The 24,227-nt window shown below is 64.2% G+C and carries 23 protein-coding genes; 13 read left to right on the top strand and 10 right to left on the bottom strand.

Annotated elements, in window-relative coordinates; all coding sequences use genetic code 11:
• The first annotated feature begins 9 nt into the window (after positions 1–9).
• Positions 10–1,005, top strand: a complete 996-nt coding sequence (locus tag ACN0S5_RS20825) for a nuclear transport factor 2 family protein (protein WP_417210913.1) — start codon at positions 10–12, stop codon at positions 1,003–1,005.
• A gap of 126 nt (positions 1,006–1,131) precedes the next feature.
• Positions 1,132–1,362, top strand: a complete 231-nt coding sequence (locus ACN0S5_RS20820; RefSeq protein ID WP_417210911.1) for a DUF2934 domain-containing protein — start codon at positions 1,132–1,134, stop codon at positions 1,360–1,362.
• A gap of 52 nt (positions 1,363–1,414) precedes the next feature.
• Here the strand turns inward: ACN0S5_RS20820 and ACN0S5_RS20815 are convergent, their stop codons facing one another.
• The 6 genes from ACN0S5_RS20815 to ACN0S5_RS20790 all read right to left on the bottom strand — a co-directional run bounded on the left by ACN0S5_RS20815 (position 1,415) and on the right by ACN0S5_RS20790 (position 8,541).
• Positions 1,415–2,581 carry a M20 aminoacylase family protein gene (locus ACN0S5_RS20815; protein WP_417210908.1) on the bottom strand — a complete coding sequence of 389 codons (1,167 nt, stop codon included), beginning with the start codon at positions 2,579–2,581 and terminating at the stop codon, positions 1,415–1,417.
• 183 nt (positions 2,582–2,764) lie between these two features.
• Entirely contained in the window at positions 2,765–4,108 is a 1,344-nt protein-coding gene (locus ACN0S5_RS20810) for an NAD(P)/FAD-dependent oxidoreductase (protein ID WP_417210905.1), read from the bottom strand.
• A gap of 106 nt (positions 4,109–4,214) precedes the next feature.
• Positions 4,215–5,375, bottom strand: coding sequence for an acetylornithine deacetylase (gene argE, locus ACN0S5_RS20805; protein WP_417210904.1), 1,161 nt, complete (start codon positions 5,373–5,375; stop codon positions 4,215–4,217).
• Between the two features lie 40 nt (positions 5,376–5,415).
• Positions 5,416–6,288 carry an endonuclease/exonuclease/phosphatase family protein gene (locus ACN0S5_RS20800; protein WP_417210903.1) on the bottom strand — a complete coding sequence of 291 codons (873 nt, stop codon included), beginning with the start codon at positions 6,286–6,288 and terminating at the stop codon, positions 5,416–5,418.
• Between the two features lie 3 nt (positions 6,289–6,291).
• Positions 6,292–6,681 carry a hypothetical protein gene (locus ACN0S5_RS20795; RefSeq protein ID WP_417210901.1) on the bottom strand — a complete coding sequence of 130 codons (390 nt, stop codon included), beginning with the start codon at positions 6,679–6,681 and terminating at the stop codon, positions 6,292–6,294.
• Positions 6,682–6,696: 15 nt separating this feature from the next.
• Complete coding sequence (locus tag ACN0S5_RS20790) at positions 6,697–8,541, bottom strand: ABC transporter ATP-binding protein (protein ID WP_417210900.1); 1,845 nt, start codon at positions 8,539–8,541, stop codon at positions 6,697–6,699.
• Between the two features lie 252 nt (positions 8,542–8,793).
• Between ACN0S5_RS20790 and ACN0S5_RS20785 the strand changes: the two genes are divergently transcribed.
• The 4 genes from ACN0S5_RS20785 to ACN0S5_RS20770 all read left to right on the top strand — a co-directional run bounded on the left by ACN0S5_RS20785 (position 8,794) and on the right by ACN0S5_RS20770 (position 13,938).
• Positions 8,794–10,491, top strand: coding sequence for a peptide ABC transporter substrate-binding protein (locus tag ACN0S5_RS20785; RefSeq protein ID WP_417210897.1), 1,698 nt, complete (start codon positions 8,794–8,796; stop codon positions 10,489–10,491).
• A 96-nt stretch (positions 10,492–10,587) separates the two neighbouring features.
• Positions 10,588–11,595 carry an ABC transporter permease gene (locus tag ACN0S5_RS20780; protein ID WP_417210896.1) on the top strand — a complete coding sequence of 336 codons (1,008 nt, stop codon included), beginning with the start codon at positions 10,588–10,590 and terminating at the stop codon, positions 11,593–11,595.
• A complete protein-coding gene (locus ACN0S5_RS20775) occupies positions 11,588–12,592 on the top strand; it encodes an ABC transporter permease (RefSeq protein WP_417210894.1) in 1,005 nt (334 codons plus the stop codon). The genes ACN0S5_RS20780 and ACN0S5_RS20775 overlap by 8 nt, the downstream gene beginning before the upstream one ends.
• A gap of 296 nt (positions 12,593–12,888) precedes the next feature.
• A complete protein-coding gene (locus tag ACN0S5_RS20770; protein ID WP_417210893.1) occupies positions 12,889–13,938 on the top strand; it encodes a YeeE/YedE family protein in 1,050 nt (349 codons plus the stop codon).
• Between the two features lie 105 nt (positions 13,939–14,043).
• Here the strand turns inward: ACN0S5_RS20770 and ACN0S5_RS20765 are convergent, their stop codons facing one another.
• Both ACN0S5_RS20765 and ACN0S5_RS20760 read right to left on the bottom strand, forming a co-directional pair.
• On the bottom strand, positions 14,044–15,351 hold the full coding sequence (locus ACN0S5_RS20765; protein WP_417210891.1) for a DUF3422 family protein: 1,308 nt from the start codon (positions 15,349–15,351) through the stop codon (positions 14,044–14,046).
• Positions 15,352–15,494: 143 nt separating this feature from the next.
• A complete protein-coding gene (locus ACN0S5_RS20760; RefSeq protein ID WP_417210890.1) occupies positions 15,495–16,004 on the bottom strand; it encodes a DUF6314 family protein in 510 nt (169 codons plus the stop codon).
• 48 nt (positions 16,005–16,052) lie between these two features.
• Here ACN0S5_RS20760 and purB point away from each other — a divergent pair, with 48 nt between their 5' ends.
• Both purB and ACN0S5_RS20750 read left to right on the top strand, forming a co-directional pair.
• Entirely contained in the window at positions 16,053–17,357 is a 1,305-nt protein-coding gene (purB, locus tag ACN0S5_RS20755) for an adenylosuccinate lyase (protein WP_417210889.1), read from the top strand.
• A 131-nt stretch (positions 17,358–17,488) separates the two neighbouring features.
• Positions 17,489–17,644, top strand: a complete 156-nt coding sequence (locus ACN0S5_RS20750) for an adenylosuccinate lyase (RefSeq protein ID WP_417210888.1) — start codon at positions 17,489–17,491, stop codon at positions 17,642–17,644.
• Positions 17,645–17,761: 117 nt separating this feature from the next.
• On the opposite strand, the gene ACN0S5_RS20745 is transcribed toward ACN0S5_RS20750, so the two are convergent.
• A complete protein-coding gene (locus tag ACN0S5_RS20745) occupies positions 17,762–18,400 on the bottom strand; it encodes a response regulator (RefSeq protein ID WP_417210885.1) in 639 nt (212 codons plus the stop codon).
• Positions 18,401–18,594: 194 nt separating this feature from the next.
• Between ACN0S5_RS20745 and ACN0S5_RS20740 the strand changes: the two genes are divergently transcribed.
• Entirely contained in the window at positions 18,595–19,650 is a 1,056-nt protein-coding gene (locus ACN0S5_RS20740) for a flagellar motor switch protein FliG (RefSeq protein ID WP_417210884.1), read from the top strand.
• 115 nt (positions 19,651–19,765) lie between these two features.
• Positions 19,766–20,704 carry a lysophospholipid acyltransferase family protein gene (locus ACN0S5_RS20735; protein ID WP_417210883.1) on the top strand — a complete coding sequence of 313 codons (939 nt, stop codon included), beginning with the start codon at positions 19,766–19,768 and terminating at the stop codon, positions 20,702–20,704.
• Here ACN0S5_RS20735 and ACN0S5_RS20730 read toward each other — a convergent pair.
• Positions 20,674–21,369: a DUF1223 domain-containing protein gene (locus ACN0S5_RS20730; RefSeq protein ID WP_417210882.1), complete on the bottom strand. Its 696-nt coding sequence runs from the start codon at positions 21,367–21,369 to the stop codon at positions 20,674–20,676. The genes ACN0S5_RS20735 and ACN0S5_RS20730 overlap by 31 nt on opposite strands.
• A gap of 165 nt (positions 21,370–21,534) precedes the next feature.
• Here ACN0S5_RS20730 and ACN0S5_RS20725 point away from each other — a divergent pair, with 165 nt between their 5' ends.
• The 3 genes from ACN0S5_RS20725 to ACN0S5_RS20715 form a co-directional block, all read left to right on the top strand.
• Positions 21,535–22,794, top strand: a complete 1,260-nt coding sequence (locus ACN0S5_RS20725; RefSeq protein WP_417210880.1) for an AAA family ATPase — start codon at positions 21,535–21,537, stop codon at positions 22,792–22,794.
• Positions 22,791–23,630, top strand: a complete 840-nt coding sequence (locus ACN0S5_RS20720; RefSeq protein ID WP_417210879.1) for a hypothetical protein — start codon at positions 22,791–22,793, stop codon at positions 23,628–23,630. Before ACN0S5_RS20725 ends, ACN0S5_RS20720 begins: the two co-directional genes overlap by 4 nt.
• Positions 23,631–23,754: 124 nt before the next feature.
• The coding region (locus tag ACN0S5_RS20715) for an aconitase family protein (protein WP_417210878.1) at positions 23,755–24,227 on the top strand (473 nt) is incomplete at its 3' end.

Here is a 24,227-nt window from a genome sequence, read left to right as displayed (position 1 = left end):
CTGATGCGTATGGACTCCGCCCTTCACGCCCTGCCCTCCAGCGACCCGGCTGACGATGACCGCGCGGCCATCGCCGCGACGATCCGGGCCGAGACGCTGGCCTTTCAAAACCGCGACTATGACGCCTGGGCCCGGTGCTTTGTGCAGGATGAGCGCACGCAGGACATCTATGTGACAACCACCTCCGGGCTCTCTGTGCAAAGCGGTTGGGCCGAAGTCTCGACCTACATGAAACATGTGCTGGACAATGGATTGGGCTGTCCCAAAGTGCCGTTCGGACAGGACAACATGCGCATCAGCGTCACCGGGGACAGCGCATGGGTGGTGTTTGACAGCTGGGCCGAAGCACCCGGCGAAGGCCGCACCGAAAGTTTCGAGACCCGCATCCTCCAGCGTGAGCACGGTCAATGGAAGATCGTCTATGCGTCGTTCATGATGCAGCGCGACGCGCCAGAGGGGAACGGGTTGGTTTCTGTCGACAGCGCGGGCCGGTTGCTCTGGGCCGGTCCCGGTATGCTGGAACGCTTGAAGGACCACCCGGTCCTGACCCTTTCGGCGGGGCGTTTGCGCGCGCACCGGCGCGATTGGGACCGCGTCTTGCAAGAGGCATTGCAACGGGCTGCCCAGTTCCACGGACACTTTGAGCTGCACCGCTTTGCGCAGGAAACCGGCGGCCCGTTCCGCTATCCCGCCATCCTTGGCGATACCGACGACGGCGGTCTGGCGATTGTGCATGTGTCCGTGCGCGATTGCGTGACCTACATTCAGATCGACGGCGATGCCCGCATCGACCGCCGCCTTGCCGTGGCGCAGGCGGTCTACGGCCTGTCGGACGGCCAGTTGCGGATCGCCCGCCATATCGCCGATGGCGATGGGCTGAAATCAGCCGCCGCCGCGCTGGGGATCAGCGTCAACACCGCGCGCACACATCTGGCCCGCCTCTACGACAAGACCGGGGTGAACACGCAGACCGCCCTTGTGCGCCTGCTCCTGAGCGTCGGCTGAGACAACGTGCCGGCCGCAGTGATGCGGCAAGGCCACGGGACCGGATCGCTGCAGCGCAGCGTATTGCGCAGTTACAGCATTCTCCGATATCACGTTAGCGCTAACTTGGATACGACCGGAGACCACATGAGCACCCCGCAACCCGACACTGCCAAAATCGCCGAAGCCGCCTTTTACCTCTGGCTGGACGAAGGCCGCCCCCAAGGTCAGGACCGCGACCATTGGTTCCGCGCGACGCAGGCGCTGACCGCCGCCGCCAAACCGGCCCGCAAACCGCGCGCAAAGACCGCCGCCAAACCAAAGGCGGCCGCGAAACCCGCAGCCGCCCGGAAGCCCCGCAAAAAAGCGGAAAGCTGAATGCCTGAAGGGGCGGTTGGCAGACCGTCTACCGTCCCGCCCTTTGTCCCGATCAGGACGCGACCGGCATCCGCCGTTCGACAACCTCTGCCCACCAGGAACATCCCGCCGGGATCGCCTCGTCGTTAAAGTTGTACTCGGGGTGATGGACCATCGCGGTGTCGCCATTGCCCACAAGGATATAAGCGCCGGGCCGCTCTTCGAGCATAAAGGCGAAATCCTCTCCGCCCATGACCAGCGGCGCGTCGTCAACACCACCCGACACCGCACGGGCCACGTCACGCGCAAATTCGGTCTGCTCGGGGTGGTTGACCATCACCGGGTAGCCAAGGTGATAGGTCACCTCGGCGGAGCCGCCAAAGGTTGCGGCCACACCAGCAGAAATCTCCTTGATCCGCTTTTCCGCAAGCGCACGCATCTCGGTCGACTGGGTGCGGACCGTGCCCTTGATATGCACACGCTGCGGAATCACGTTGAACGCCTTGGACGAGGTTTCAAAGCTGGTGACAGAGACCACCACCTGATCCACCGGGTCCGCATTGCGCGACGCGATGGTCTGCAAGGCCAGCACCAGAGTGGACGCCATCACCGTGGTGTCCACCGTCTCATGCGGCTTGGCCGCGTGACCGCCCAGCCCTTCGAGGGCAATCTCGAACTGGTCGGTCGCCGCGAAAAAGGCCCCTTCGCGGATCGCAAAGCTGCCCACCGGTTTGCCCGGCCAGTTGTGCATCCCGTAGACTTCTTGAATGCCCCAGCGGTCCATCATGCCATCGTCGCACATCTCCTTGCCGCCGCCGCCGCCTTCCTCGGCGGGCTGAAAGATCACCACAACCGTGCCGTCGAAATTGCGCGTCTCGGACAGGTATTTCGTCGCGCCCAACAGCATCGCGGTATGGCCGTCGTGACCACAGGCGTGCATAGCACCGTCGGTTTTCGAGGCATAGTCCAGCCCGGTCTGCTCATGAATCGGCAGCGCGTCCATGTCGGCGCGCAGCCCGATCACCTTGCCGGATCCATTGGCGCGCCCCTTGATCACCCCAACGACGCCGGTGCGGCCAATGCCGGTCACCACCTCGTCGCAGCCGAATTCCTTCAGCTTTTCGGCCACCATCGCAGAGGTGCGATGGGTCTCGAACAGGATTTCCGGGTTTTCGTGCAGATCGCGGCGCCAGGCGGTGATCTCATCCTGCAATTCGGCGAAGCGGTTCTTGACGGGCATGGGGTTTCCTTTTCCGGTTTCAGGTCTGGGCCGCAGGCCGCTCTCCCGGATCGGGTGAGACGGCGTTTGCGGAAAACATCGGGCGAAGTGGATCGCGCCGGGGCAGCGCCGCCCCGGCGGTCGGTCGCGCTGCGCCGGAGAATACGCCTCACACCGCCGGGTTCAAGACCGTAGCGGCGGGATTCACAGGTTCGGTCCCGGACGCAGAACGCTGCCGTCGTCAAAACGTGTGATGCGAAAGCGGCCCAGATCATGGCCCGGATCGCCCCCGGTGGCCAGATCCAGCGCCACCCGGCCAAAGCCCGGACCGGCGCCAAAGCCATGCCCGCACATGCCGGTGCAAACCGTCAGGCCGGGCAGATCCGGCACCCGGTCCACCACCGGCACCACGTCCGGCATCACATCAATCATGCCGCCCCACGCCGCCTGCACCTCGATCCGGCTGAGGTCGGGATATTGCGCGCCGAACCGCTGCGTGACCTCGGTCAGCGTCTTCGCGTTCGGTCCGGGATCAAGAATGCGCATCCTCTCGAACGGGCTTTGCTCCGCGCCGCTCCAGTGACGCGGTGTCGAAAACGCATCCGGCCAGTGCGCCGGCTGCGGGCGGCGCAGATGCACGTCGAATTCCCCCGACATGGCCAGCGGCAGATAGTGCCGCAGGTGCCGCAGCGCGTCCGGTCCAAGATTCAGCTCGGCAAAGGCAGAAGGCGCCAGCGTATAGCCGCCGTCGGCGCGCGGGCGAAAGGCAAGCCGGTCATCGACCGCCGCCGTGTCGACCACCCGTGCCAACGGCTGTGTCGCCAATGCGGTCGAGCGCACCGAAAGCTGCGGAATATCCACGCCGTGTCGGCGCAGGAACAGCGACGACCACGCCCCGCCCGCAAGGACCACGGCACCGGTCTTGATCCGCCCGGCCTCGGTGATCACCCCGCTGACGCGCCCCGCCTGCCGGTCCAGCCCGCGCGCGGCACAGCGTTCGATGAGCGTGGCCCCCTCGGCACGCGCCAGACGCGCCAGTTCCGGCACCGCCTGCCACGGCTCTCCGACCATGTCGGTCGGCGTGTGCAGCGCGCCCTGCCATGCGGCGCGGGGATAGCCCAGATGCCGCAACATCGCGGTCCGGTCCAGCATCCCGCTGGACACGCCCAGCGGCCGCGCCTCTGCCAGCCAGCCCTCAAAGGCCGCCATCTCGGCGTCGGTCCGCGCCAGATAGGTCACACCGGTGGTCCGCGTCCCCAGTCGCCCCTGACAGGTGGCATCCAGATCCCGCCACAGGCCCTGCGCCTCCAGCGCGATGGGGATCTCGGCCAGATCGCGGCCCTGCACCCGGATCCAGCCCCAGTTGCGCGAACTTTGCTCCGCCGCGATGCGCCCCTTTTCCAACAGGACAACCGACAGCCCGCGCCGCGCCGCAAACAGCGCCGCGCTGACCCCGATCACCCCGCCGCCGATCACCACCAGATCCGCCGCCTCGGGCAAGGGTGCGGCAAAGCCGACAGGGCCTTCATCGCGGAACGGGAATGCCATTGTTACACCTCGGTTGCCCATTGCACGGACCTACAGCTTCTTCTTTGTCAAAATACCGCCGGGGGTGAGGCCAAAGGCCGAGGGGGCACCGCCCCCTTTGCCCGCCTCAGGTCAGCCGCTCCAGCAACTGTTCCATAAACGCCTGCCCGGCCCGAAACTGGGCAAGCGTGATGTATTCATCCGGCTGATGCGCCACGTTGATGCTGCCGGGCCCGCAGACCACCGCCTTGTATCCCGCCTGCTGGAAATGGCTCGCCTCGGTGCCGTAGCTGACAAAATTCTCCGAGTTGTCGCCGGTCAGCGCACGCACCAGCGCCTCGGCGGTGTTGTCCTCGTCCGGGGCAAAGGGCGGCAGTTCGAACTTCTCGATCAGTTCAAATCCGGTATCCGGGCGGATGTTCTGCATCTCGGCGCTCAGCGACGCGCATGTTTCCTCGGTCAGGCGGCGCCACTGGTCCAGCGTCTCGCCCGGCACCACCCTGTAGCCAAGCCCGAACTCGCAGTCCTTGGCGCTGATGTTATGCGCGGTGCCGCCGTGGATCATGCCGACGTGGACATTGGTGTAGGGCGGATCGAACAGGCCCGCCATGCCCACAGGATCGCCCGCTTGCAGATCGGCATTCAGCCGGTTGGCCCAGTCGATCATCTTGGCCGCCCACATGATCGCGCTGACGCCGGTGTGCAGGAGCGAACTGTGCACCTCAAAGCCATGCACATGCACCCAGTAATTCACCCCGCCCTTGTGGCCGGTGACCGCCTTCATCATCGTGGGTTCCCCCACGATCACATCCGTCGCACGCGGCAGCACCTGCATCGCCTCGATCAGCGGCGGCGCGCCGGTGCAGCCAATCTCTTCATCGTAGGACAGCGCGATCTGCAACGGACGGGTCAGGCCGCGCCGCTTGGCCTCGACCAGCGCCCAGATCGCCAGCGCATCAAACCCCTTCATGTCGGTGGTGCCACGCCCATACAGCTTGCCGTCCTGCTCGGTCACGGCGAACGGCTCGAAATGCCAATCCTGCCCGTCCACCGGCACCACGTCGGTGTGCCCCGACAGGATCACCCCGCCCGCCTGATCCGGTCCGACATGGGCAAACAGCGCCGCCTTGTGCGGATCGTCGGATTTGACGTGGCGCTGCGCGTCAATGCCGTGGCTGGACAGATAGTCCTGCACCCAGTCGATCAGCGGCAAGTTGGTATCGCGGCTGACGGTGGGAAACCCCACCAGTTTTTCCAGCAGCGCGCGGGGGGACAGCACCTCGGCCAAAGGGAACCTCTTTGTGTTGTGGGCAGACGGCCCATGCCTGTCACGGAAGCGACAGGTCCGCAACCACCGGGTAATGATCCGACGCCCAGTCCCCCGCCCGTTTGCCATGAATGGCCCAAGGACGCGCCGAAAGGGTCAAGCCTTCGGTATGGGCAAAGCGGTCAATGGGTCCGAACAGGTGCAGCCCACGGTCAAAGTGAAAGCTGGCGGCATCCGGTTCGACCGTGGACAGCCCGCCCGCCCGCAGGATGTTCACCGTGCGCCAACGCGACAGGGCGTTCATGTCGCCCATGACCAGCACAGGCACGCCTTGTTTCAACGCAGGGGCCATATGCGCGAGGACCGTCCGCGCCGCGTGCCGTCGCCGCGCCGCTCTGTGGAAATGGAAATGCACGTTGTAGACCCGCAAGGACCGCCCGCGCCTGTCCTCGAAATCCGCCCAGGACGAGTAATACAGCCAGAAACCGCGCGCCTTGCGCTCTTGCGCGACAACGTCGGGCGGCTCATGCAGGAACCACCCCTGATCCACCAGACGCAGCCTGTCGGTGCGGTAAAAGATCGGCTGCCGGGTGGGAAAGCTGCGCCAGTCGCCGCTGGCCGCCACCGCGTAGCCGGGATTGCGCGCCAATAGCCAGTCGCGGGCAAGGTTCACGCTGCGGTCGGCATCGGGGCCAATGCTCACCATCTCCTGAAAGGCCATGAGGTCGGCGTCCGCCTCTTTGAACACTGCGTCCAGCGCGTGTTTGCGGGCCTCCCAATCGGTCACGGACCACGCGCCGCGCTGCCGGTTCAACCGGATGAAATGCACGTTGTGGCTGGCGACCCGCAGGCTGTCCGGGGGCCGTTCCGGCGCTGCCGGGGGCTGCCCGCAGCCGATCAGGAGACCCGTCAGAATGCCCAGCAGCGCGCGCATGGCTTACACCTCCGGCGCAGGGGTCTGGCGCAGCCATTGCCCGTCGAACCAAGAGTTGTTCCAGTCCGGGTGCTCTGCCTCTATGGCGCGCGGACAGCGGGCCGCCGTGCCGTAACCGTCCAGCGCCAGACGGATATAGCCGTTGTCGCGGGACGGCCTCAGCACCGGCATCTGAAACCCGCCCTGCCGGGCAAAGCCGTTGCCCTGCGCACTCCAGCGAATGCCGGGCGCATGGCGCGCAAACACCGCGCGGACCTCTGGCGCAGGGCCGAAAGGCAGGCCGGGGTTTCCGGCCCGCAGTCCCGTCAGGCCGGGGCTGTCGTCAAGGCAGGGATCATCGGGCGAGACCGGCGGCGGGCCGTCAAATCGGTAGATCCGGACACCCCCCGCCATCTGTCTCCCCCGGTGTCAGTATCCGCTGTCAGTGGTCAGCACCATATGGCCGGGGCTGACCTCTTCGTAGACCGAAGGCGCGGCCTCATAGTCCGCCGAGTGGATCGGAGAAGGGATCGGTTTGAAGTTCAGGTCCTTTTCGGACTTGCGGCGGCGCGGGTCGGCGATGGGCACCGCCTTCATCAGGGCCTGCGTATAGGGATGGCGCGGGTCCTCGAACACCGCGCGGCGGGGACCCAGTTCGACGATCCGGCCCAGATACATCACGCCGACGTTGTGGCTGACCCGTTCGACCACCGCCATGTCGTGACTGATGAACAGATACCCCAGCCCCATGTCGGCCTGCAATTCCATCATCAGGTTGATCACCTGCGCCTGCACCGACACGTCCAGCGCGCTGACCGCCTCATCGGCGACGATCAAACGGGGCCGCAGCGCCAGCGCGCGGGCAATGGCGATCCGCTGACGCTGACCGCCGGACAGTTCGTGCGGATAGCGGCGCATGAAACTGCGCGGCAGTTCCACCCGGTCGAACAGGCCCGCCACGTGATCCATGACCGCGCTGCCCTTTTCCATACCGTAGTTATGAATCGGCTCCGCCACCTGATCGGCCAGCTGGATTTGCGGGTTCAACGAGGCAAAGGGATCCTGAAAGATCATCTGCATGTCGCGCCGCGCCTCGCGCAGACCGCTGGGCGACAGGCCCATGATGTCCTTGCCATCAAGGTCGATAGAGCCCTTGAGCGGTTCGACCAGCCGCAGGATCGACCGCCCGGCGGTAGACTTGCCGCAGCCGGATTCCCCGACAAGGCTGAGCGTCTGCCCCTTGTTCAAGGTGAAAGACACATCCTCGACCGCGTGGACATTGGCGACGGTGCGGCGAAAGAAACCGCCCTTGACCGGAAAGCGCGTGGTCAGGCCCTTGACCGTCAGCAGGCGCTCATTTGTGCCGGGGATCGGTTTGATCTGCTGATTGTCGTGGCCGACCAGCTTCATCGGCTCGGGCAGATCGGTGCCGGTCATCTCTCCCAGCTTGGGGACCGCCGCCAGCAACGCCTTGGTATAGGGATGCTGCGGGTTCTCGAAGATCTCTTCGACGGTGCCTTCCTCGACCTTGTTGCCGCGGAACATGACCACAACCCGGTCCGCCATCTGGGCGACCACGGCCATGTCATGGGTGATGAACATCACCGCCGTGCCGGTTTCCCGCTTGAGACGGTCCATCAGGGCAAGAATTTCTGCCTGAATGGTCACGTCCAATGCGGTGGTCGGTTCGTCCGCGATCAACATGCGCGGCTTGCAGGCCATGGCCATGGCGATCACCACCCGCTGCCGCATCCCGCCGGACAATTCGTGCGGATACTGGGTCAACCGGCGTTCGGGTTCGGGGATGCGCACCTCGCGCAGCAATTCGATGGCGCGCGCGTCGGCCTGTTTGCGGGACATGCCGCGATGCACGCGCAGGCCCTCTGTCAACTGCTTGCCGACAGTGAACACCGGGTTCAGGGCGGTCATCGGCTCCTGAAAGATCATGCCGATCTCATTGCCGCGAATGTCGCGCATCTTGCGCTGGTCCATGGTGCGCAGATCGACCGAGCCGCCCTCCTTGCGGTCGAACATCAGCTTGCCGCCCGCGATGTCGCCGCCGCCGTATTCCACCAGCCGCATCAGCGCCAGCGAGGACACCGACTTGCCGGACCCGGACTCACCGACCACGCAGACCGTTTCCCCCGGACCGATGTCGAAACTGACGTCCTCGACGCCCACCACCGGGCCGTCCTTTGTCTGGAACTCGACCCGCAATTTCTCGATCCGGGCGATCGGTTCCTTGGTGGCTGTGTCCGGTGCCGTATCCAGCATTTTGCGCGCTCCCCAGCTTCTGGTTGCCGAGGCTATGGGCTGGGCGCGCGCCCTGTAAAGACCCACTGTGCTTTTACGTTAGGCAAAGCTTGCATTTTGTTCATCTTCTGCTTTCGATGGGGACGGAGTGGGGTTTCCGGCGTATCGTTTGCAGATCTGCGGTTGCATTGGTCGCTGCGGCGTGCCGATTATCCCACCACAAACAAAGGGACCGGAGGAGACATCCGGTTCCGACCAACATGGAGTGACATTATGAAACTCAAGTCTCTATTGCTTGGGGCTGCTGCCGCAATGGCGCTGGCCCCTGCTGCATTTGCCGAACGGGCATCGGACGGCGACGTCAAGATCCTCTATTGGCAAGCGCCCTCGATCCTGAACCCCTTTCTGTCGGGCGGCACCAAGGACGTGGAATCGGCCTCGATGATCATCGAGCCTCTGGCGCGCTACAACGAAAACGGAGAGCTGGTTCCCTGGCTGGTCGAAGAGATCCCGACGGTCGCAAACGGCGGCGTGTCCGAGGACCTGACCCAGATCACGTGGAAGCTCACCCCCGGCCTCAAGTGGTCGGACGGCTCTGCCTTTACCTCGGCAGATGTGCATTTCACCTATGAATACTGCACCCACCCCGAAGGCGGCTGTGCGCAGCTGACCAAGTTCGAGGGCGTGACCTCGGTCGAGACACCGGATGAGACCACCGTCATCGTCACATTCGACTCGCCGACCCCCAACCCCTATGGCCCCTTTGTCGGCGGTGAGAGCCCGATCCTGCAAAAAGCCCAGTTCGAAAGCTGCATGGGTGCCGCCGCATCGACCTGCACCGAGCAGAACTTCAACCCGATCGGCACCGGCCCGTTTGTCGTCACCGAGTTCAAGCCGAACGACGTGATCACCCTTGTCGCCAACGACAACTACCGCGATCCGGCGAAACCGGCCTTTGCCAGCGTGACCTTCAAAGGGGGCGGTTCGGCGGCTGCGGCGGGCACCGCCGTGATGGAAACCGGCGAATTCGACTACGCATGGAACCTGCAACTGGCCCCCGATGTCATCGCCAAGATGGAAGAGGGCGGCAAGGGCGTGCCCGTGGCTGGCTTTGGCCCGCTGCTGGAACGCATCATGCTGAACAACACCAACCCCGATCCAGCGCTTGGCCCGGATGAGCGTTCGGTGATCCGTCCGCACCCGTTCCTGTCCGACCCCGCCGTCTACAAGGCGATGTCGATGGCCATCGACCGTCCGCTGCTGGTTGAGATCGGCTATGGTCAGGCCGGTCGCGTGTCCTGCTCCTGGGTGCCCGCACCTGCCGCCTTTGCCGTGGATATCGAAGGCTGCGACGTGCAGGACCTCGACGGGGCCAAGGCCATGCTGGACGCCGCAGGCATCGTCGACACCGATGGTGACGGCATCCGCGAAAAGGACGGCGTGCCGCTGTCGATCGTCTACCAGACCTCTGTCAACGCTGTCCGTCAGGACTTTCAGGCGCTGATCAAGGATTGGTGGGAACAGATCGGCATGGAAGTCGAACTGCGGTCCATCGACGCCTCGGTCTTCTTTGGCGGTGACGCGGGCTCACCCGACACCTTCCAGAAGTTCTATGCCGACGTCGAAATGTACGCCAACACCTTCAACGGCACCGACCCGCAGGCCTATCTGGGCAACGGTCTGTGCGACAAGGCACCGCGTCCCGCGACCCAGTGGCAGGGTGAGAACATCAGCCGCTTCTGCGACGAGGAATTCGACGCGCTGCACAAGCAACTGTCCGAAACCGCCGACATGGCCGAGCGTTCGCGCATCGGCAAGGAACTGTCGCGCATGGCGTTCGAGCGCGGTTCGATGATCCCGCTGGTGCACCGTGGCCGTCTTTCGGCACATTCCAACAGCCTTGGCGGCGTCAAGCTGAACGTCTGGGACTCTGAGCTGTGGAACGTGGCCGACTGGTACCGGATGGACTGATCCTGTGAACCGGGGCGCAGCCTGCGCCCCGCCCGCAGGCCGGGTATGATCCCGGCCTGCCCCCCCGGCCCTGTGCCGCAATAAACTGAGGCGCCGATGCTCTCATTCGCGACGCGACGTCTGATCCTAACGATCCCGACGCTTCTATTCATCAGCTTTATCATCTTCATGCTGCTGCAACTCGCCCCCGGAGATCCGATGGCGAACGTGCCCCTGACCGTCCCCGACGAGGTCAAGCAGAAGATGCGAGAGGCCCTTGGACTGGGCGAGCCGCCCCTTGTGCAATACTGGAAATGGCTGGTGCAGGTTTTCTGGGTCGAGCCGCGTATCTTTCTCGACTGGATTCTTGGCACCAACATGACCGAGGGTGTCCAGCGGGTGATCTCGTGGCAGACCCGGTCGCCGGTGATGGACATCATCATCCAGCGCATTCCGCAGACGCTCTGGGTTGTGGGCACCGCCTATATCGTCGCCATCCTGATCGCCCTGCCCGTCGGCATCTATTCCGCCTACCGGCAATATTCGGTCTTTGATCAGGCCGGCACCTTTGTGACGATGATCGGGTTTTCGATCCCGCCCTTCTTCACCGGGCCGCTGCTGATCGTGATCTTTTCGGTCCAGCTGGGCTGGTTTCCGTCGATCTATGACACCACCCATACGGTCACCGACTGGGCCAGCTTCAAGGTGCAGCTTGGCCAGATGATCATGCCGGTGCTGGTGCTGGCGCTACAGATCACGGCGCAACTGTCGCGCTACATGCGCGCCTCGACGCTGGACAACCTCAATCAGGACTATGTCCGCACCGCCCGCGCCAAGGGCCTGTCAGAGGCGATTGTCGTCAATGTCCACGTGGTCCGCAACTCGATGATCCCGGTCGTCACCGTGATCGCGCTGGGGATACCGTCGATCTTTGGCGGCGCCATCATCACCGAAAACGTGTTCAAGGTGAACGGCATCGGCCAGCTTCTGATCACCGCGCTCAGCGCCAATGACCTGCCCATGGTCATGACACTGACCTTCATCTTTGCCGTGCTGATCGTTCTCTTCAACCTGATCGCTGACGTCCTCTACGGCCTGCTCGACCCGAGGATCCGCTATGACTGACAGCCCGCAAAACGATGTGATCGTCACCAAGGACATGCCGCTTCAGGCCATCGAGGCGCTTCAGGACAAGGAACCGTCGAAGCCGCCAAGATCGCGGGGCAAGGACGTCTGGGACCAGTTCAGCAAACACAAGGGCGCGATGTTCGGCCTTGGCTTTCTGGTCTTCATCACGCTGGCCGTGCTGGTCGGCCCTTGGGTCTATCAGGTCGATCCGCAAAAGATCGACATCCGCAACAAGGACTTTCGCCCGATCTATGTCGCGCTTTGGGATTCCGGTGCCAAAACCGGCTGGCTCAAACCCTTTGGCTCTGACCAGCTGGGCCGTGACCAGCTGGCGCAGATGATCGCCGGCGGGCGCGCCTCGATGGCGGTCGGCTGGGCGGCGATGATCCTCAGCCTTGTGATCGGCACCGCCGTCGGTGTGGCGGCGGGCTTTTTCAAGCGGCTGGACGGGTTCCTGATGCGGACCACCGACCTGTTCCTGTCGCTGCCCATCCTGCCGCTGGTGCTGTTGGCGGTGACCTTGTTCCGACAACCGCTGCGGGCCAACTTTGGCCCCGAGGGCGGCATGTTCATCCTGATCGTGACGATGATCGCCATCACCTCATGGATGCCGACCGCGCGAATCGTGCGCGGTGACATTCTGGCCATCAAGGAACGCGAGTTCGTGCTGGCCGCCCGCTCTATCGGCACCACCCCGCTCAAGATCATCCGCCGCCACCTTTTGCCCAACGTGCTGTCGCCGATCATGGTCTCTGCCGCACTTGGTCTGGCGACGGCGATCATCACGGAATCGGCGCTGTCGTTCCTTGGGGTCGGCTTTCCGTCGGACTTTCCCACATGGGGCAAGATGCTGGCCGACGCCGTGGTGCGGATGGAGGAATTCCCGGAACGTGTGCTGCTGCCCGGCATCGCCATCTCGCTGACCGTCTTGTCGGTGAACTACGTGGGCGATGGGTTGCGCGACGCGCTGGATCCGCGAATCCGGGGCCGCTGAGTCGGCCATCACAGGGGAACGACCCTGACAAAGGGCGGCCATGACGGGCCGCCCTTTTTCGTTCCTGCGACGGCTGAACCCACTGCATTGCCAAAAAAGGATGACCCCGCGCCCCGGTTCGTCACCCGCCGAACACTGACCCGCGCTCCCGCGACCCGCACGGTCAAACCATTCCAGCGTGTAGGGCCATATCGGGAAACTGTCCTTTGACCAAAACCGGGCCTCATAGGGGATGTGCTTGCCAAGCTTCTCCGCACCCCTCATTTGGAACAAAATTCCTGTTTCCGGAGGCTGACATGTTTGAATCGCTGGGTTTCGAAGACCTGACCGCGCCGCAGGTGGTGGTCTGGTTCGCGCTGATCCTTGGGGGCGGTTTCGGCCTGCTGGCCGAACGCACACGCTTTTGCCTGCGCCGGGGCCTTGTCGGTGAGGACCGTCGCGCGGCGCTTGGCGTCTGGCTGACCGCGCTGGCCTTTGCGCTGCTGGGCACGCAGGGCGCCGTGGCGATGGACTGGATCAGCTTTGGCGACCACCGCTTTCTGGCGGCCGACCTGCCGGTGGCGGCGGTCCTTGTGGGCGGCGCGCTGTTCGGCGCGGGCATGGTGCTGACCCGTGGCTGCGTTTCGCGCCTGACGGTGCTGACCGCCTCCGGCAACCTGCGGGCGCTGACCGTTCTGGCGGTCTTTGCCGTTGTCGCGCACGCCACGCTGAAGGGCATCCTTGCCCCGATCCGCACCACACTGGCCGAAGTGACCGTGCCGCTGGGCGAGACCACCAGCCTTGCCGCCCTGCCCGGCGGTGCGACGCTGTGGACCGCGCTGCTGGCGGCGGCGGCGCTGGCCTATGCGCTGCGTTCGGGCAACCGCTGGCAGGCGCTGACCGGAGCCGCGCTGATCGGCCTGCTGGTGCCGCTGGGCTGGGTCGGAACCGGGTTCATCCTGTATGACGATTTTGACCCGATCGCGATGGAAAGCCTCGCCTTCACCTCGACATGGTCCGACACGCTGTTCTGGACCGTCGCCTCGACCTCGATCCCGGCGGGCTTTGGCGTCGGACTGGTCGGCGGCGTTCTGGCGGGGGCCTTCGTCTCGGCGCTGACAGCGGGCCGGTTCCAGTGGCAAAGCTTTTCCTCCCCGTCAGAGACCGGCCGTTACCTTGCGGGCGCAGCGCTGATGGGTGTCGGCGGCGTGTTGGCGGGCGGCTGCACCGTGGGCGCGGGCCTGTCGGGCGTGCCGACCCTGTCCATCGCCGCGTTGCTGGCGCTGGCGGCCATCGCCGCCGGTGCGCTGCTGACCAATATCGTGCTGGCGGGCGCCCCACGGGCCGCCCTGCACCCGGCCGAGTAACCCTCGGCTGTCGACCTCCGAGAGGAGGCGGAAAAAGGGCATTGCCCGCGCCACCACTCCCGGCGCCGGCGATGCCCTTTTTTTCATGTTCTCAGGCGGCGGCGGTCACAGGTCCGGCCCGCTGGTCTCACCCTCGGCATGGTGACGGATGCGCCGGATCATCAAGTAGACCACCGCCACCACGGGCACAGTCACAAGCGCCGTCAGCATCCCTTTGCTGATCCCCAGCATCTCACCGACCGGATACAGCAGATATCCCGCCAGCGAGACCGCGTAATAACTGATCGCGACGACGGACAATCCTTCGACCGTTTTTTGCAGTTGCAACTGCAATTCGGCGCGTTTGTTCATGCTTTCCAGCAGTTGCTGGTTCTGCGCCGAGCGCCCCACCTCAACCCGTGTGCGCAGCAGATCGGCGGCGCGGGTCGCCCGGTGGGTCATGCTTTCCAGCCTGCGTTCCGCGCTTTTGACCGTGCGCATGGCCGGATCGTAGCGCCGCATCATGAATTCCGAAAACGTCTGCCGCCCCTGAAAGCGTTCCTCGCGCAGCACTTCGATCCGCTGCCCAACGATGGCCTCATAGGCCCCCGTCGCGCCCAGCCGAAAAGACGTGCGGGCTGACAGGCTTTCCAGTTCCGCCGAGACGCTGAGCAGCGATTTCAGCGTTGCCTCTTCCTGCCCGCCGTCCTCTGTCATGATATGCATCAGGCGGGTCAGTTCGGCGTCGATCTGGCCCATCCGGGGCGAGATTTCGCGCACGCGGGTAAAGCCCAGCATCGACATCGCCTTGTAGGTTTCGATCTCGCACAGACGCTGCACGATCCGCCCCACCCGGCGCTGCCCGATGCCCTGACAGACAAAGGCGGCGAACCGTTGATGCCCGGCGGGATCAATGCGGAAATCCCCGGCGATCACCGCGTCACGGTCGATCACCTCGCTGACCGCGATGCTATCAGGGACCATCCAGTTGTTCAGATTGCGACTGATGTCCTGATCATCGTCGGGCCGTCCCTCGATACGGATCATGGCAGAGGTCACGCGAACCCCCGGCGCGTTGTCCAGCCAGTCCAAGGGAAAGACATCGAAATCCGCCGGATCGAAGGGCCGTTCGCCCAGCCCCGGCATGAAGACCGTGTAGGTCACAAATTCGGTGTGCTGCTCCCACTTGAGCATGTGCTGCCCGATCTGGCCCTGATAATGGGTCGCGCCGGGCTGCGGATGCGGGGTGTCGTGACGATCAAGCAGGTCGATCAGATGCGCCAGATCCAGACTGCGATCGCGTGAGGCCGCATCCCGTGGCTGTTTGATCGCAAGATAGATCGCCCGGCACGGGGCCGTCAGCGACGGAAAGGGTCGCGCGTGCAGTTCATTGGCCAGCTTGTAGCGCAGCGGGTGGTCCTGGATGGGGGGCATGGAGCGGCTCCGGTCAGTTGACGCAATATGGAATGCTGCGGGTGCAAAGTAAAGACGGAAAGACGCGCATTTTCAACACCTTATGTGGATACCACGGCATACCGTTCCGCCCGGCGGGCGGCGGGGTCGTCCGAATCAGCCGGTCACGTCCCTGCCCGAGTATAGGTGGTGGAACTGACATAGGCCTTGCGCGGTCCATCCACGCGCCATGTCACCTGCCAGACAGGCCAGCGCGCAAAATCATAGACACCGTCATACTGGTCGGGCGGACACCAGTGGGCAACCTCTCCGCCCTGTGGCGGGACGTGATGAAAAAAGCGCCCGTCCTCAAAGAAAACCTGTAGGTCCGTGGCCCAGCGATTGCTGCGTTCCGCCAGAAACGGCCCCTGCCCGCCCAGCCAGACCTGACCGGTTTCGCGATACAGCGCGCCGCCCGCCTCTGGCCGCCACTCTGCGGTGCCCTCGAACCGGCCTTCGACGCCGTCGTCCTGCCGGATGGACCGTTCCACCCGCCAGACGCCCAGAAAATCTGTCAGCCTGCGCAGGCTCACCGGACGATACCGAACCGCAGCATCGCAACGGCACAGGTCAAAAGCATCCGGATCAGGGCAATCCGTCTCATCGCGTGCTCCTTGCAGGACATGTACAGCCATCGTAAAGGCAGCACTTTGCCAGAGACAATGCACGAAAGGGTTTGCGCCATGATCCCCCGTTACTCCCGCCCCGAAATAGTGGCCATCTGGAGCCCCGAAACCAAGTTCCGCATCTGGTACGAGATCGAGGCCCATGCCTGCGACGCGCAGGCCGAGCTGGGAGTGATCCCCAAGGCCAACGCCGAGGCGGTCTGGAAAGCCAAGGATGTGCAGTTCGACGTCGCCCGCATCGACGAAATCGAGGCCGTGACCAAACACGACGTCATCGCCTTTCTGACCCATCTGGCGGAAATCATCGGCAACGACGAGGCGCGCTTTGTGCATCAGGGCATGACCTCTTCGGACGTGCTGGACACCTGTTTCAACGTGCAACTGGTGCGCGCGGCGGACATCCTGATCGCGGATCTGGAGGGCCTTCTGGCCGCGCTCAAACGGCGCGCGCTGGAACACAAGGACACGGTGCGCATCGGGCGCAGCCACGGCATCCACGCCGAACCCACCACCATGGGCCTGACCTTTGCCCGCTTTTATGCCGAGATGGACCGCAACCTCAGCCGGATGCGCGATGCCCGTTCCGAGATTGCCACCGGCGCGATTTCCGGCGCGGTCGGCACCTTCGCCAACATCGACCCGGCGGTCGAGGAACATGTCTGCGACAAGCTGGGTCTGGTGCCGGAACCGATCAGCACGCAGGTCATCCCGCGCGACCGCCATGCCGCGTTTTTTGCCACGCTGGGTGTGATCGCCTCTTCGGTTGAAAACATCGCCACCGAAATCCGCCACATGCAGCGCACCGAGGTGCTGGAAGCGGCGGAATTCTTCTCCATGGGGCAAAAGGGATCGTCCGCCATGCCGCACAAGAAGAACCCGGTGCTGACCGAGAACCTGACCGGCCTTGCCCGCCTTGTACGCATGGCGGTGGTCCCGGCGATGGAGAACGTGACCCTCTGGCATGAGCGCGACATCTCGCACTCCTCGGTGGAACGCAACATCGGCCCCGACACCACCATCACGCTGGATTTTGCCCTGTCGCGGCTGACCGGTGTCATCGACAAGCTGCTGGTGTATCCGCAGAACATGCTGGACAACATGAACAAATTCCCCGGATTGGTGATGTCCCAGCGGGTGCTGCTGGCGCTGACGCAGGCCGGTGTCAGCCGTGAGGACGCCTACCGTCTGGTGCAGCGCAACGCGATGAAGGTCTGGGATCACCGCACCGATTTCCGCGAGGAATTGCTGGCGGACGACGAGGTGCGCGCCGCCCTGTCCGAGGAAGAGATCAACGAGAAGTTCGACCTTGGCTATCACACCAAACACGTCGACACGATCTTTGCCCGCGTTTTTGGCGACTGACGTCAATGGCCCGCCCAACAGGCGGGCCATTTGCTTTCTGACCGGTACAGCGCGTTCTACGCAAGTTTGTTTTGGTTCCCTCCCGCCGCCATGTTACCTTTTGCGGCATTCGCAACAGGAGGACCAAGAAGATGACGCTGAAGACCCTGCTCGCCGCAGCCGCATTGGCCCTGTCCCCGGCGCTCGCGATTGCTGCCTGCTCTGACCACGCCGAACAGGTTTTGACCTGTGCCGACGGCACCACCTATGACGCCACGACCAAGACCTGCGTGGTCATGTCCGGCTGATTTGCCGCGCGTCGTGACATGGTGATGTCCCGGAGGCGAGAAACCCCAACAAAACGGGCGGCCAACGTGGCGGCCCGTTTTCATTTGAGGGGTGTCTTGACGGTGTCGCGGATGCCCTTACGCCTCTGGCGCCGGTCGGCGGTGCTGGACACCGCCGCAGACAACCTCTGACATGGCAATGAGCATTTCCTCAAGCTTGTCGAGTTCGTCGATCGCCTTTTGCGGATCGCGACGGGCCACCCGCGCGCGCGACATGCGCAAGGTCCGCAGCATCCGCGCCATGCCCGGAGCCAGGCTTTCACCCATCTGGTCGCCAAAATCCGCCACCAGTTGCGCCTTTTCGGACGACCGCAGGATTTCACGTTCGGCCAGAAAGCCGCTGACCATGTCCCAGATTGTCCGCGTCGACAGCCGGTCCTTGGACAAGGCGGCAATGTCGGAATCGAGACTGCGCAGATCGTCGCCGGTCACCACGCAAATCACCGCGTCCGCCATCCGGCTGTCATTGCGCAGTTCCTGCGCGTAATCGGCCCCCAGGCCGTCGGGCAGCCGATTGTCGATCAGGATCAGATCGGCGCTGGCCTGATCCAGAAAATTCCGCGCCTCGGACAGGGTGGCGCATTCGAACAGACGCATGTCCGGCCGCTCTCGTCCGACGCAGCGTTTGATCATGTGACGGTCAAATGTATCGTCGTCGATCACAAGACAGGTTGAAACCGCCTTGTCCGCGTTGTCGCCCTGTGTCGCCAATTGCATCTGCTTACCTCACCGTCCATCACTAGCCGCCAGCCTGCGTGGTGAACCCTAACGGGAGATGAATCGCGGGTTGAAATTTATGTGCAATTGCAATCGTTTCGGGCGGGCTTTCTGGCCATCGGGCTTAACGGCCCGGAAACCTTGTCACGCTACCTCTGTCCTTCGTAGCCAACAATATGGTCGAGAAATACCGGATGTCAGCCCTTGCCGCCCTGCCCGCCCCCGCCGCCGTCCGCCCCGGCAAACCGCCGCTCAGCCGCAAGGCAAAGGCCGCCATCATCGTGCAGTTCCTGCTGAACGAAGGGGCCGATGTGCCGTTGTCGGCGCTGCCCGACGAATATCAGGCCGAACTGACGATGCTGCTGGGCAATATGCGCTACGTGGACCGCGAAACCCTGAACACCGTGGTTGAGGAATTCTCGAACGAACTCGAATCGGTCGGCCTTGCCTTTCCCGGTGACATGGCTGGCGCGCTGAACGCGCTGGACGGCAAGATCAACGCCCATACCGCGCACCGTCTGCGCAAGGAGGCCGGGGTGCGCCAGACCGGCGATCCGTGGCAGCGGATCAACGCGCTGGATGTGGACCGGCTGCGCGCGCTTGTGACCTCGGAAAGCACGGAAATCGCCGCCGTCATGCTGTCCAAGATCGACGTTGGCAAGGCCGCGCAGGTGCTGGCCAAACTGCCCGGTGACAAGGCGCGGCGGATCTCTTACGCGGTGTCGATGACCACCGGCGTCACCCCCGACGCGGTGGACCGGATCGGGATCAGCCTTGCCGCGCAGATCGACGCCGAACCGCTCAAGGCCTTCAAGGCGCGCCCGGACGAACGGCTGGGCGCTATCCTGAACTATTCCAACACCGCCATCCGCGAAGAACTGTTGCAAAACCTCGAACAGGAAGACGCGGACTTCGCCGAGGCCGTGCGCAAGGCAATCTTTACCTTCGCCAATATCCCGGAACGGCTGAACGCCATCGACGTGCCCAAGATCACCCGCGACGTGCCGCCGGACGCGCTGGCGATGGCCATGGCCGCCGCCTCGGCGGGATCGGATGAGGAAAAGAAAGCTGTCGAGTTCCTCTATGACAACATGTCCAAACGGCTGGGCGCGAACATCCGCGAAGAGGCCGCCGCCCTGGGAGAGGTGAAGCCCAAGAACGGTGAGGCCGCCATGTCGGCGGTCGTCGGCGCGATCCGCGATCTTGTCACCGTGGGTGAGATAGAACTGCGCAATCCCGACGACGAATAGGGCCACGGCACCGCCGACCCCGGCGCGGGCCATGGCCGGGCTTGCGGGGGGCCCCCTCTTGCCGCCCAAGGCCCCGCCGCCTAGGTACGGAACAGGCTTGGTTTCGGGACGGCAGATGGGCAAGAACCGCAAGAGGAAAGACGCGCCACGACACGGCGGTTGGCAGGACCGGCTGTCCGACATGGCGCTGCGCGGGTTCATCGGAACGGTGAACCTGCTTCCGGTGCGCAGTCGGCTTGCGCTGGTCGGCTGGACCGTGCGTCACCTCATCGCGCCGCCCTTGGGATGGTACGCACGGGCCGAGGCGAATATCGATCATGTCTGGCCCGGCACCCCACCCGACAGGAAACGCGCCATCGCCGGGGCCGCCATCGACAACCTCGGCCGGGCCCTGATCGAGAATTACGATCCTCAGGAAATGCTGCGCCGGGGCGCGGCCTATCCGGTCTCCGGTCCGGGCCTGCCCGCGCTGGAGGCCGCCCGCGCCGAAGGGCGTCCGGTGCTTTTGCTGTCGGGGCATTATGGCAACCCGGTCTGCGCACGCTGCGCGCTGGTGGCGCGGGGCATTCCGGTGGGCGGCTTTCTGCGCCCGCTGTCAAACCCCTATTCGAACGCGCGCTATATCCAGAATTACCGTGACGTGGCCGACCCGGTCTTTGTGCAGGGGCGGCGCGGCTTGATGGACCTGCTCAAACACATCCGCGACGGGGGCATCGCCGCCATGGCCTTTGACGTGTTCGAAAGCTCGGGCCCCGCCATCGACTTTCTGGGTCAGCCCGCGCCGACCACCCTGTCACCCGCCGAAATCGCTCTCAAGACCGACGCCCTGCTGATCCCCTACTTCGGCATCCGCCGCGCCGACGGCTATGGCTTTGACTGCATCGTCGAGGAACCGATCGCGCATGGTACGCCGCTGGACATGATGCGTGAGGCCACCCGTCGGCTGGAGGCGCGGATCGATGCGGACCCCGGTCAATGGATGTGGACGCACCGGCGCTGGAAACCCAAGCGCCAGAAGAAACGTCAGCGCAAGCGCGCCGCCGCCACGATGTGACCGTCTTCCGGGTCCTGCACCAGCACGACCACCGGCGCTCCGGCCCCCACCTTGACCTTGCCCTCGTAAAGGCTGCGCCCGTCCCAGCGCGCCACAACATCCCAGCTGCGCGCGATGTTGGAATAGGTCAGCGTCCGGCCCGCGTTTTCACCCCGGACAATCTGTACCTGTTCCTGCGGCGTATACCGCACCACGTGGATATCGCAGGGCCGCAGCCCGCCCTGCGCCTCGGCGCGGATCGCGATATATTCGCCGTCCCGCGTCAGCGTCAGCGCCACGTGCGAAGGCATCGCGGCATGTTTGCGGATCAGCTTGTTCAGCTTCATCGGGCGCGAGCCGACCACATCGTCGACCCCGTTGACCACCATCTGCGGCGTATAGATCATCTTCCAGCCGCCGGTGCGGGCATAGGCCTTTTGTCGCCCGGTAAAGGCGTGTTGGGCAAATTCGTCTTTCCAGCCGATGTAGTCCCAATAATCGACGTGCAGGGCCAGCGGGATCACATCCTCGCGGTCGCTCAACTCGGCAAGGATGTCGTCGGCGGGCGGACAGGACGAACACCCCTGAGAGGTGAACAGCTCGACCACGACAGGGTTGTCCTGAGCCGCAACCGCCCCGGCCAGCGCGATCCATCCCGCCGCCATGTATCCCGCAACTCTGTGCATGAAATCCGTGCCCTTGTCCGTTATCCCCAACCCCGGTCTATCCAAGCGTGTTCCGGAACACCAATCAAGGTTTTGGGAGATAACGTGACAGAAAGTGCCCGCCTTGCCTAACCTGTCGTCCTGCCGCAAGCTGTGGGCGCTGGCAGTCGAAAGGGCCCGTTCGCCATGTACCTGCGACACCTGAGGTTGACGGACATCCGCTGTTTCGCGGACGTCGAGATCGATTTTGATATCGAGGGCGCGGACAACCGCAAATGGACGGTCCTGCTGGGCGAGAACGGGTCCGGCAAATCCACCGTGCTGAAGGCCATCGGCGCGGTGATGGGCGGGTCGGACGCGGTGATCGAACTGGTCGGCAACAGTGACACCTGGATTCGCAGAGGTGCCGAAACCGGTCGGATCGAGGCGGTGATTTCGACCAAACACGACGACGCGCGCAAGATCGCGCTGGAGTTTCATCGCGGCGAAGGACCGACCGCCTTTATCGCCCGCTCGCAAAAGACGCTGCGGCGGCTGAATGAGGCGCTGGCCCATACCCCCCGCAACTACCCGATCTTTGCCTATGGGGCATCGCGTCGGCTGGCCTCGGGCGGGCGGTTCGACAGTGACGCGCGGTTCCGCCATCCGCGAGCGCGGTCCATGGCCTCGCTCTTTGACCGCAACGCCCAGTTGAACCCGCTGGAACAATGGGCGATGCGGCTGGACTATGCCTCGGACGGGGAACGGATAGAGGTGGTGCGCCGGGTGCTGGATGACTTCCTGCCTGACCTCCACTTCGCCCACATCGACAAGCAGGCGGAAACGCTGATGTTCCGGACGCCCGACGGGCTGGTGCCGCTGGATCAACTGTCGGACGGCTATCAGAATGTCGCGGCGTGGATCGGCGACCTTTTGTACCAGATCACGCTGGTTTTCGACGACTACCAGCAACCGCTGCACGCGCGCGGACTGCTGGTGATCGATGAGGTCGACCTGCACCTGCATCCGAAATGGCAACGCCGCCTGTTGGCCTTTCTGGACCAGCAACTGCCGCATATGCAGCTTGTCGTGACCACTCATTCCGTTGTCACCGCCCAGCAGGCCCCCGAAGGCGCGCTGCACTACTGCATCCGCCGCAACGGGCGCGCCCCCGAGATCGAACAGTTCAGCGGCGATCCCGGCACCTTCCTGTTGAACCAGTTGATCGTGACAGAGGCCTTTGGCCATGTCAGCGACGAATCGATGGAACTGGAACAAGAGAAAGACCGCTATCGCAGTCTTGCGCGGCAGCCCGAACGCACCGCCGAGGACGCCGCCGAAATGCAGCGCATCGCCAGCAAGGTCGGGTCGGTCCCCGACGATCCGGTCGAAACGGCGCATCTGTCCCCGCGCCAGCAAGAATTGCTACGCAGCATGCTGGCCGCCAAGGGGGAGACCTCGGAATGATCCGGCTGGCGCGCGACCGGCGGGCCGAGGCGATCCATCGGGATTTTCGCGGTGACGAACCCCTGAACCGCCTTCTCACCTTGCTGGGGGAGGTGCGTGAACAGGTGGCCGCGGGCGATCCCGTCAAACCCAAGATCCCGTCGAAATGGAAGGACAGCAAGGACCAGCTCTTGCGTGAAAGCCAAGGCAAATGCGCCTATTGCGAAACGCAGGTCACGACGACCTATTACGGCGATGTCGAACACTACCGCCCGAAAAAGGTCTACTGGTGGCTGGCCTATGTCTATGACAACTATCTCGCCTCCTGCGCGATCTGCAATCAGCGCTACAAAGGCGCGGATTTCGCCATCTCCGGCCCGCAGATGCCCGGCCCGGTTCTGACCGGCGCGGAAACCCCGGATGACCTGGCCGCGCTTGCGCGCCGCTTTGCCCCTGACCCGCTGGACCCGTTGGCGGTGTCGGCCTTTGAGGCGGCGCACCGGGCCGAGGCACCGCAAATCCCCAACCCCTATATCGACGACCCCGAGCAGGTCTTTGCATGGGAGGTCTTCGAGGGGATCGAAGAGGTCCTGCTGATCCCCCGTCCGGGTGTGCCCGGTGCCGCCGACATCGTGGCGGCCAGCGAACGGATCTTTGGTCTGAACCGCCCCGATCTGAAGCGGCAGCGCTATAACCAGTGGGAAAACTACCGCCTTGCCGTTTCCGTGGTCGAAGATGCCGGAGCCAGCGCCGCAGTCCGCGCCTTGGGCCAGGAATTGATCGACAGCCTTGTGACTTCGGATAGTGTTTACGCAGGGATGGTGCGTTATTTCGAAGCGCAACGGGCCATATCCTGAGCTTTGCCCGCTTAATTGTGTGCGACGGTATACAAAAACGACGCACCCCCCTTGATAGACTCGCCGGGTTTCGGCATGAGGGGCGCAAGCAACCCTTTTCGTCACCCCATCGGAGGCATTTCCCATGACCATCACCGTAGGCCATGACAGCGCCAAGACGCGCAAGACGCTAGAGGCCGGCGGCCAGTCCGTCGCCTATTACTCGATCCCCGCAGCCGAGGCCGCAGGACTGGGCGAGTTTTCCAAACTCCCCGCCGCGCTGAAGGTGGTGCTGGAAAACATGCTGCGCTTCGAGGACGGCAAGACCGTCACCGTCGACGACATCAAGGCGTTTTCCGACTGGGCCAAGAACGGCGGCAAAGGCGACCGTGAACTGGCCTACCGCCCCGCCCGCGTGCTGATGCAGGACTTCACCGGCGTTCCCGCCGTGGTCGACCTTGCCGCGATGCGCGATGGCATCAAGGCGCTGGGGGGCGACGCGCAAAAGATCAACCCGCTGAACCCGGTTGATCTGGTCATTGACCACTCGGTCATGATCGACGAATTCGGCAACCCGCGCGCCTTCCAGATGAACGTGGACCGCGAGTATGAGCGCAA

The organism is Antarctobacter sp., from assembly GCF_048262615.1.
In the GTDB taxonomy this organism is placed as follows: Bacteria; Pseudomonadota; Alphaproteobacteria; order Rhodobacterales; family Rhodobacteraceae; genus Antarctobacter.
Note: the sequence above shows the minus strand (reverse complement) of the source record. Positions and strands in the feature narration are given on the sequence as shown.

Bases quoted from the DNA above. Each gene is read 5' to 3' on its own strand.
- ACN0S5_RS20785 (WP_417210897.1), top strand. From the start codon at position 8,794: ATGAAACTCAAGTCTCTATTGCTTGGGGCTGCTGCCGCAATGGCGCTG.
- ACN0S5_RS20795 (WP_417210901.1), bottom strand. From the start codon at position 6,681: ATGGCGGGGGGTGTCCGGATCTACCGATTTGACGGCCCGCCGCCGGTC.
- ACN0S5_RS20815 (WP_417210908.1), bottom strand. From the start codon at position 2,581: ATGCCCGTCAAGAACCGCTTCGCCGAATTGCAGGATGAGATCACCGCC.
- ACN0S5_RS20775 (WP_417210894.1), top strand. From the start codon at position 11,588: ATGACTGACAGCCCGCAAAACGATGTGATCGTCACCAAGGACATGCCG.
- ACN0S5_RS20740 (WP_417210884.1), top strand. From the start codon at position 18,595: ATGTCAGCCCTTGCCGCCCTGCCCGCCCCCGCCGCCGTCCGCCCCGGC.
- ACN0S5_RS20770 (WP_417210893.1), top strand. From the start codon at position 12,889: ATGTTTGAATCGCTGGGTTTCGAAGACCTGACCGCGCCGCAGGTGGTG.
- ACN0S5_RS20810 (WP_417210905.1), bottom strand. From the start codon at position 4,108: ATGGCATTCCCGTTCCGCGATGAAGGCCCTGTCGGCTTTGCCGCACCC.
- ACN0S5_RS20725 (WP_417210880.1), top strand. From the start codon at position 21,535: ATGTACCTGCGACACCTGAGGTTGACGGACATCCGCTGTTTCGCGGAC.
- ACN0S5_RS20750 (WP_417210888.1), top strand. From the start codon at position 17,489: ATGACGCTGAAGACCCTGCTCGCCGCAGCCGCATTGGCCCTGTCCCCG.
- ACN0S5_RS20820 (WP_417210911.1), top strand. From the start codon at position 1,132: ATGAGCACCCCGCAACCCGACACTGCCAAAATCGCCGAAGCCGCCTTT.
- ACN0S5_RS20745 (WP_417210885.1), bottom strand. From the start codon at position 18,400: ATGCAATTGGCGACACAGGGCGACAACGCGGACAAGGCGGTTTCAACC.
- ACN0S5_RS20825 (WP_417210913.1), top strand. From the start codon at position 10: ATGGACTCCGCCCTTCACGCCCTGCCCTCCAGCGACCCGGCTGACGAT.
- ACN0S5_RS20765 (WP_417210891.1), bottom strand. From the start codon at position 15,351: ATGCCCCCCATCCAGGACCACCCGCTGCGCTACAAGCTGGCCAATGAA.
- ACN0S5_RS20790 (WP_417210900.1), bottom strand. From the start codon at position 8,541: ATGCTGGATACGGCACCGGACACAGCCACCAAGGAACCGATCGCCCGG.
- ACN0S5_RS20780 (WP_417210896.1), top strand. From the start codon at position 10,588: ATGCTCTCATTCGCGACGCGACGTCTGATCCTAACGATCCCGACGCTT.
- purB (WP_417210889.1), top strand. From the start codon at position 16,053: ATGATCCCCCGTTACTCCCGCCCCGAAATAGTGGCCATCTGGAGCCCC.
- ACN0S5_RS20760 (WP_417210890.1), bottom strand. From the start codon at position 16,004: ATGGCTGTACATGTCCTGCAAGGAGCACGCGATGAGACGGATTGCCCT.
- ACN0S5_RS20800 (WP_417210903.1), bottom strand. From the start codon at position 6,288: ATGCGCGCGCTGCTGGGCATTCTGACGGGTCTCCTGATCGGCTGCGGG.
- ACN0S5_RS20720 (WP_417210879.1), top strand. From the start codon at position 22,791: ATGATCCGGCTGGCGCGCGACCGGCGGGCCGAGGCGATCCATCGGGAT.
- ACN0S5_RS20730 (WP_417210882.1), bottom strand. From the start codon at position 21,369: ATGCACAGAGTTGCGGGATACATGGCGGCGGGATGGATCGCGCTGGCC.
- ACN0S5_RS20735 (WP_417210883.1), top strand. From the start codon at position 19,766: ATGGGCAAGAACCGCAAGAGGAAAGACGCGCCACGACACGGCGGTTGG.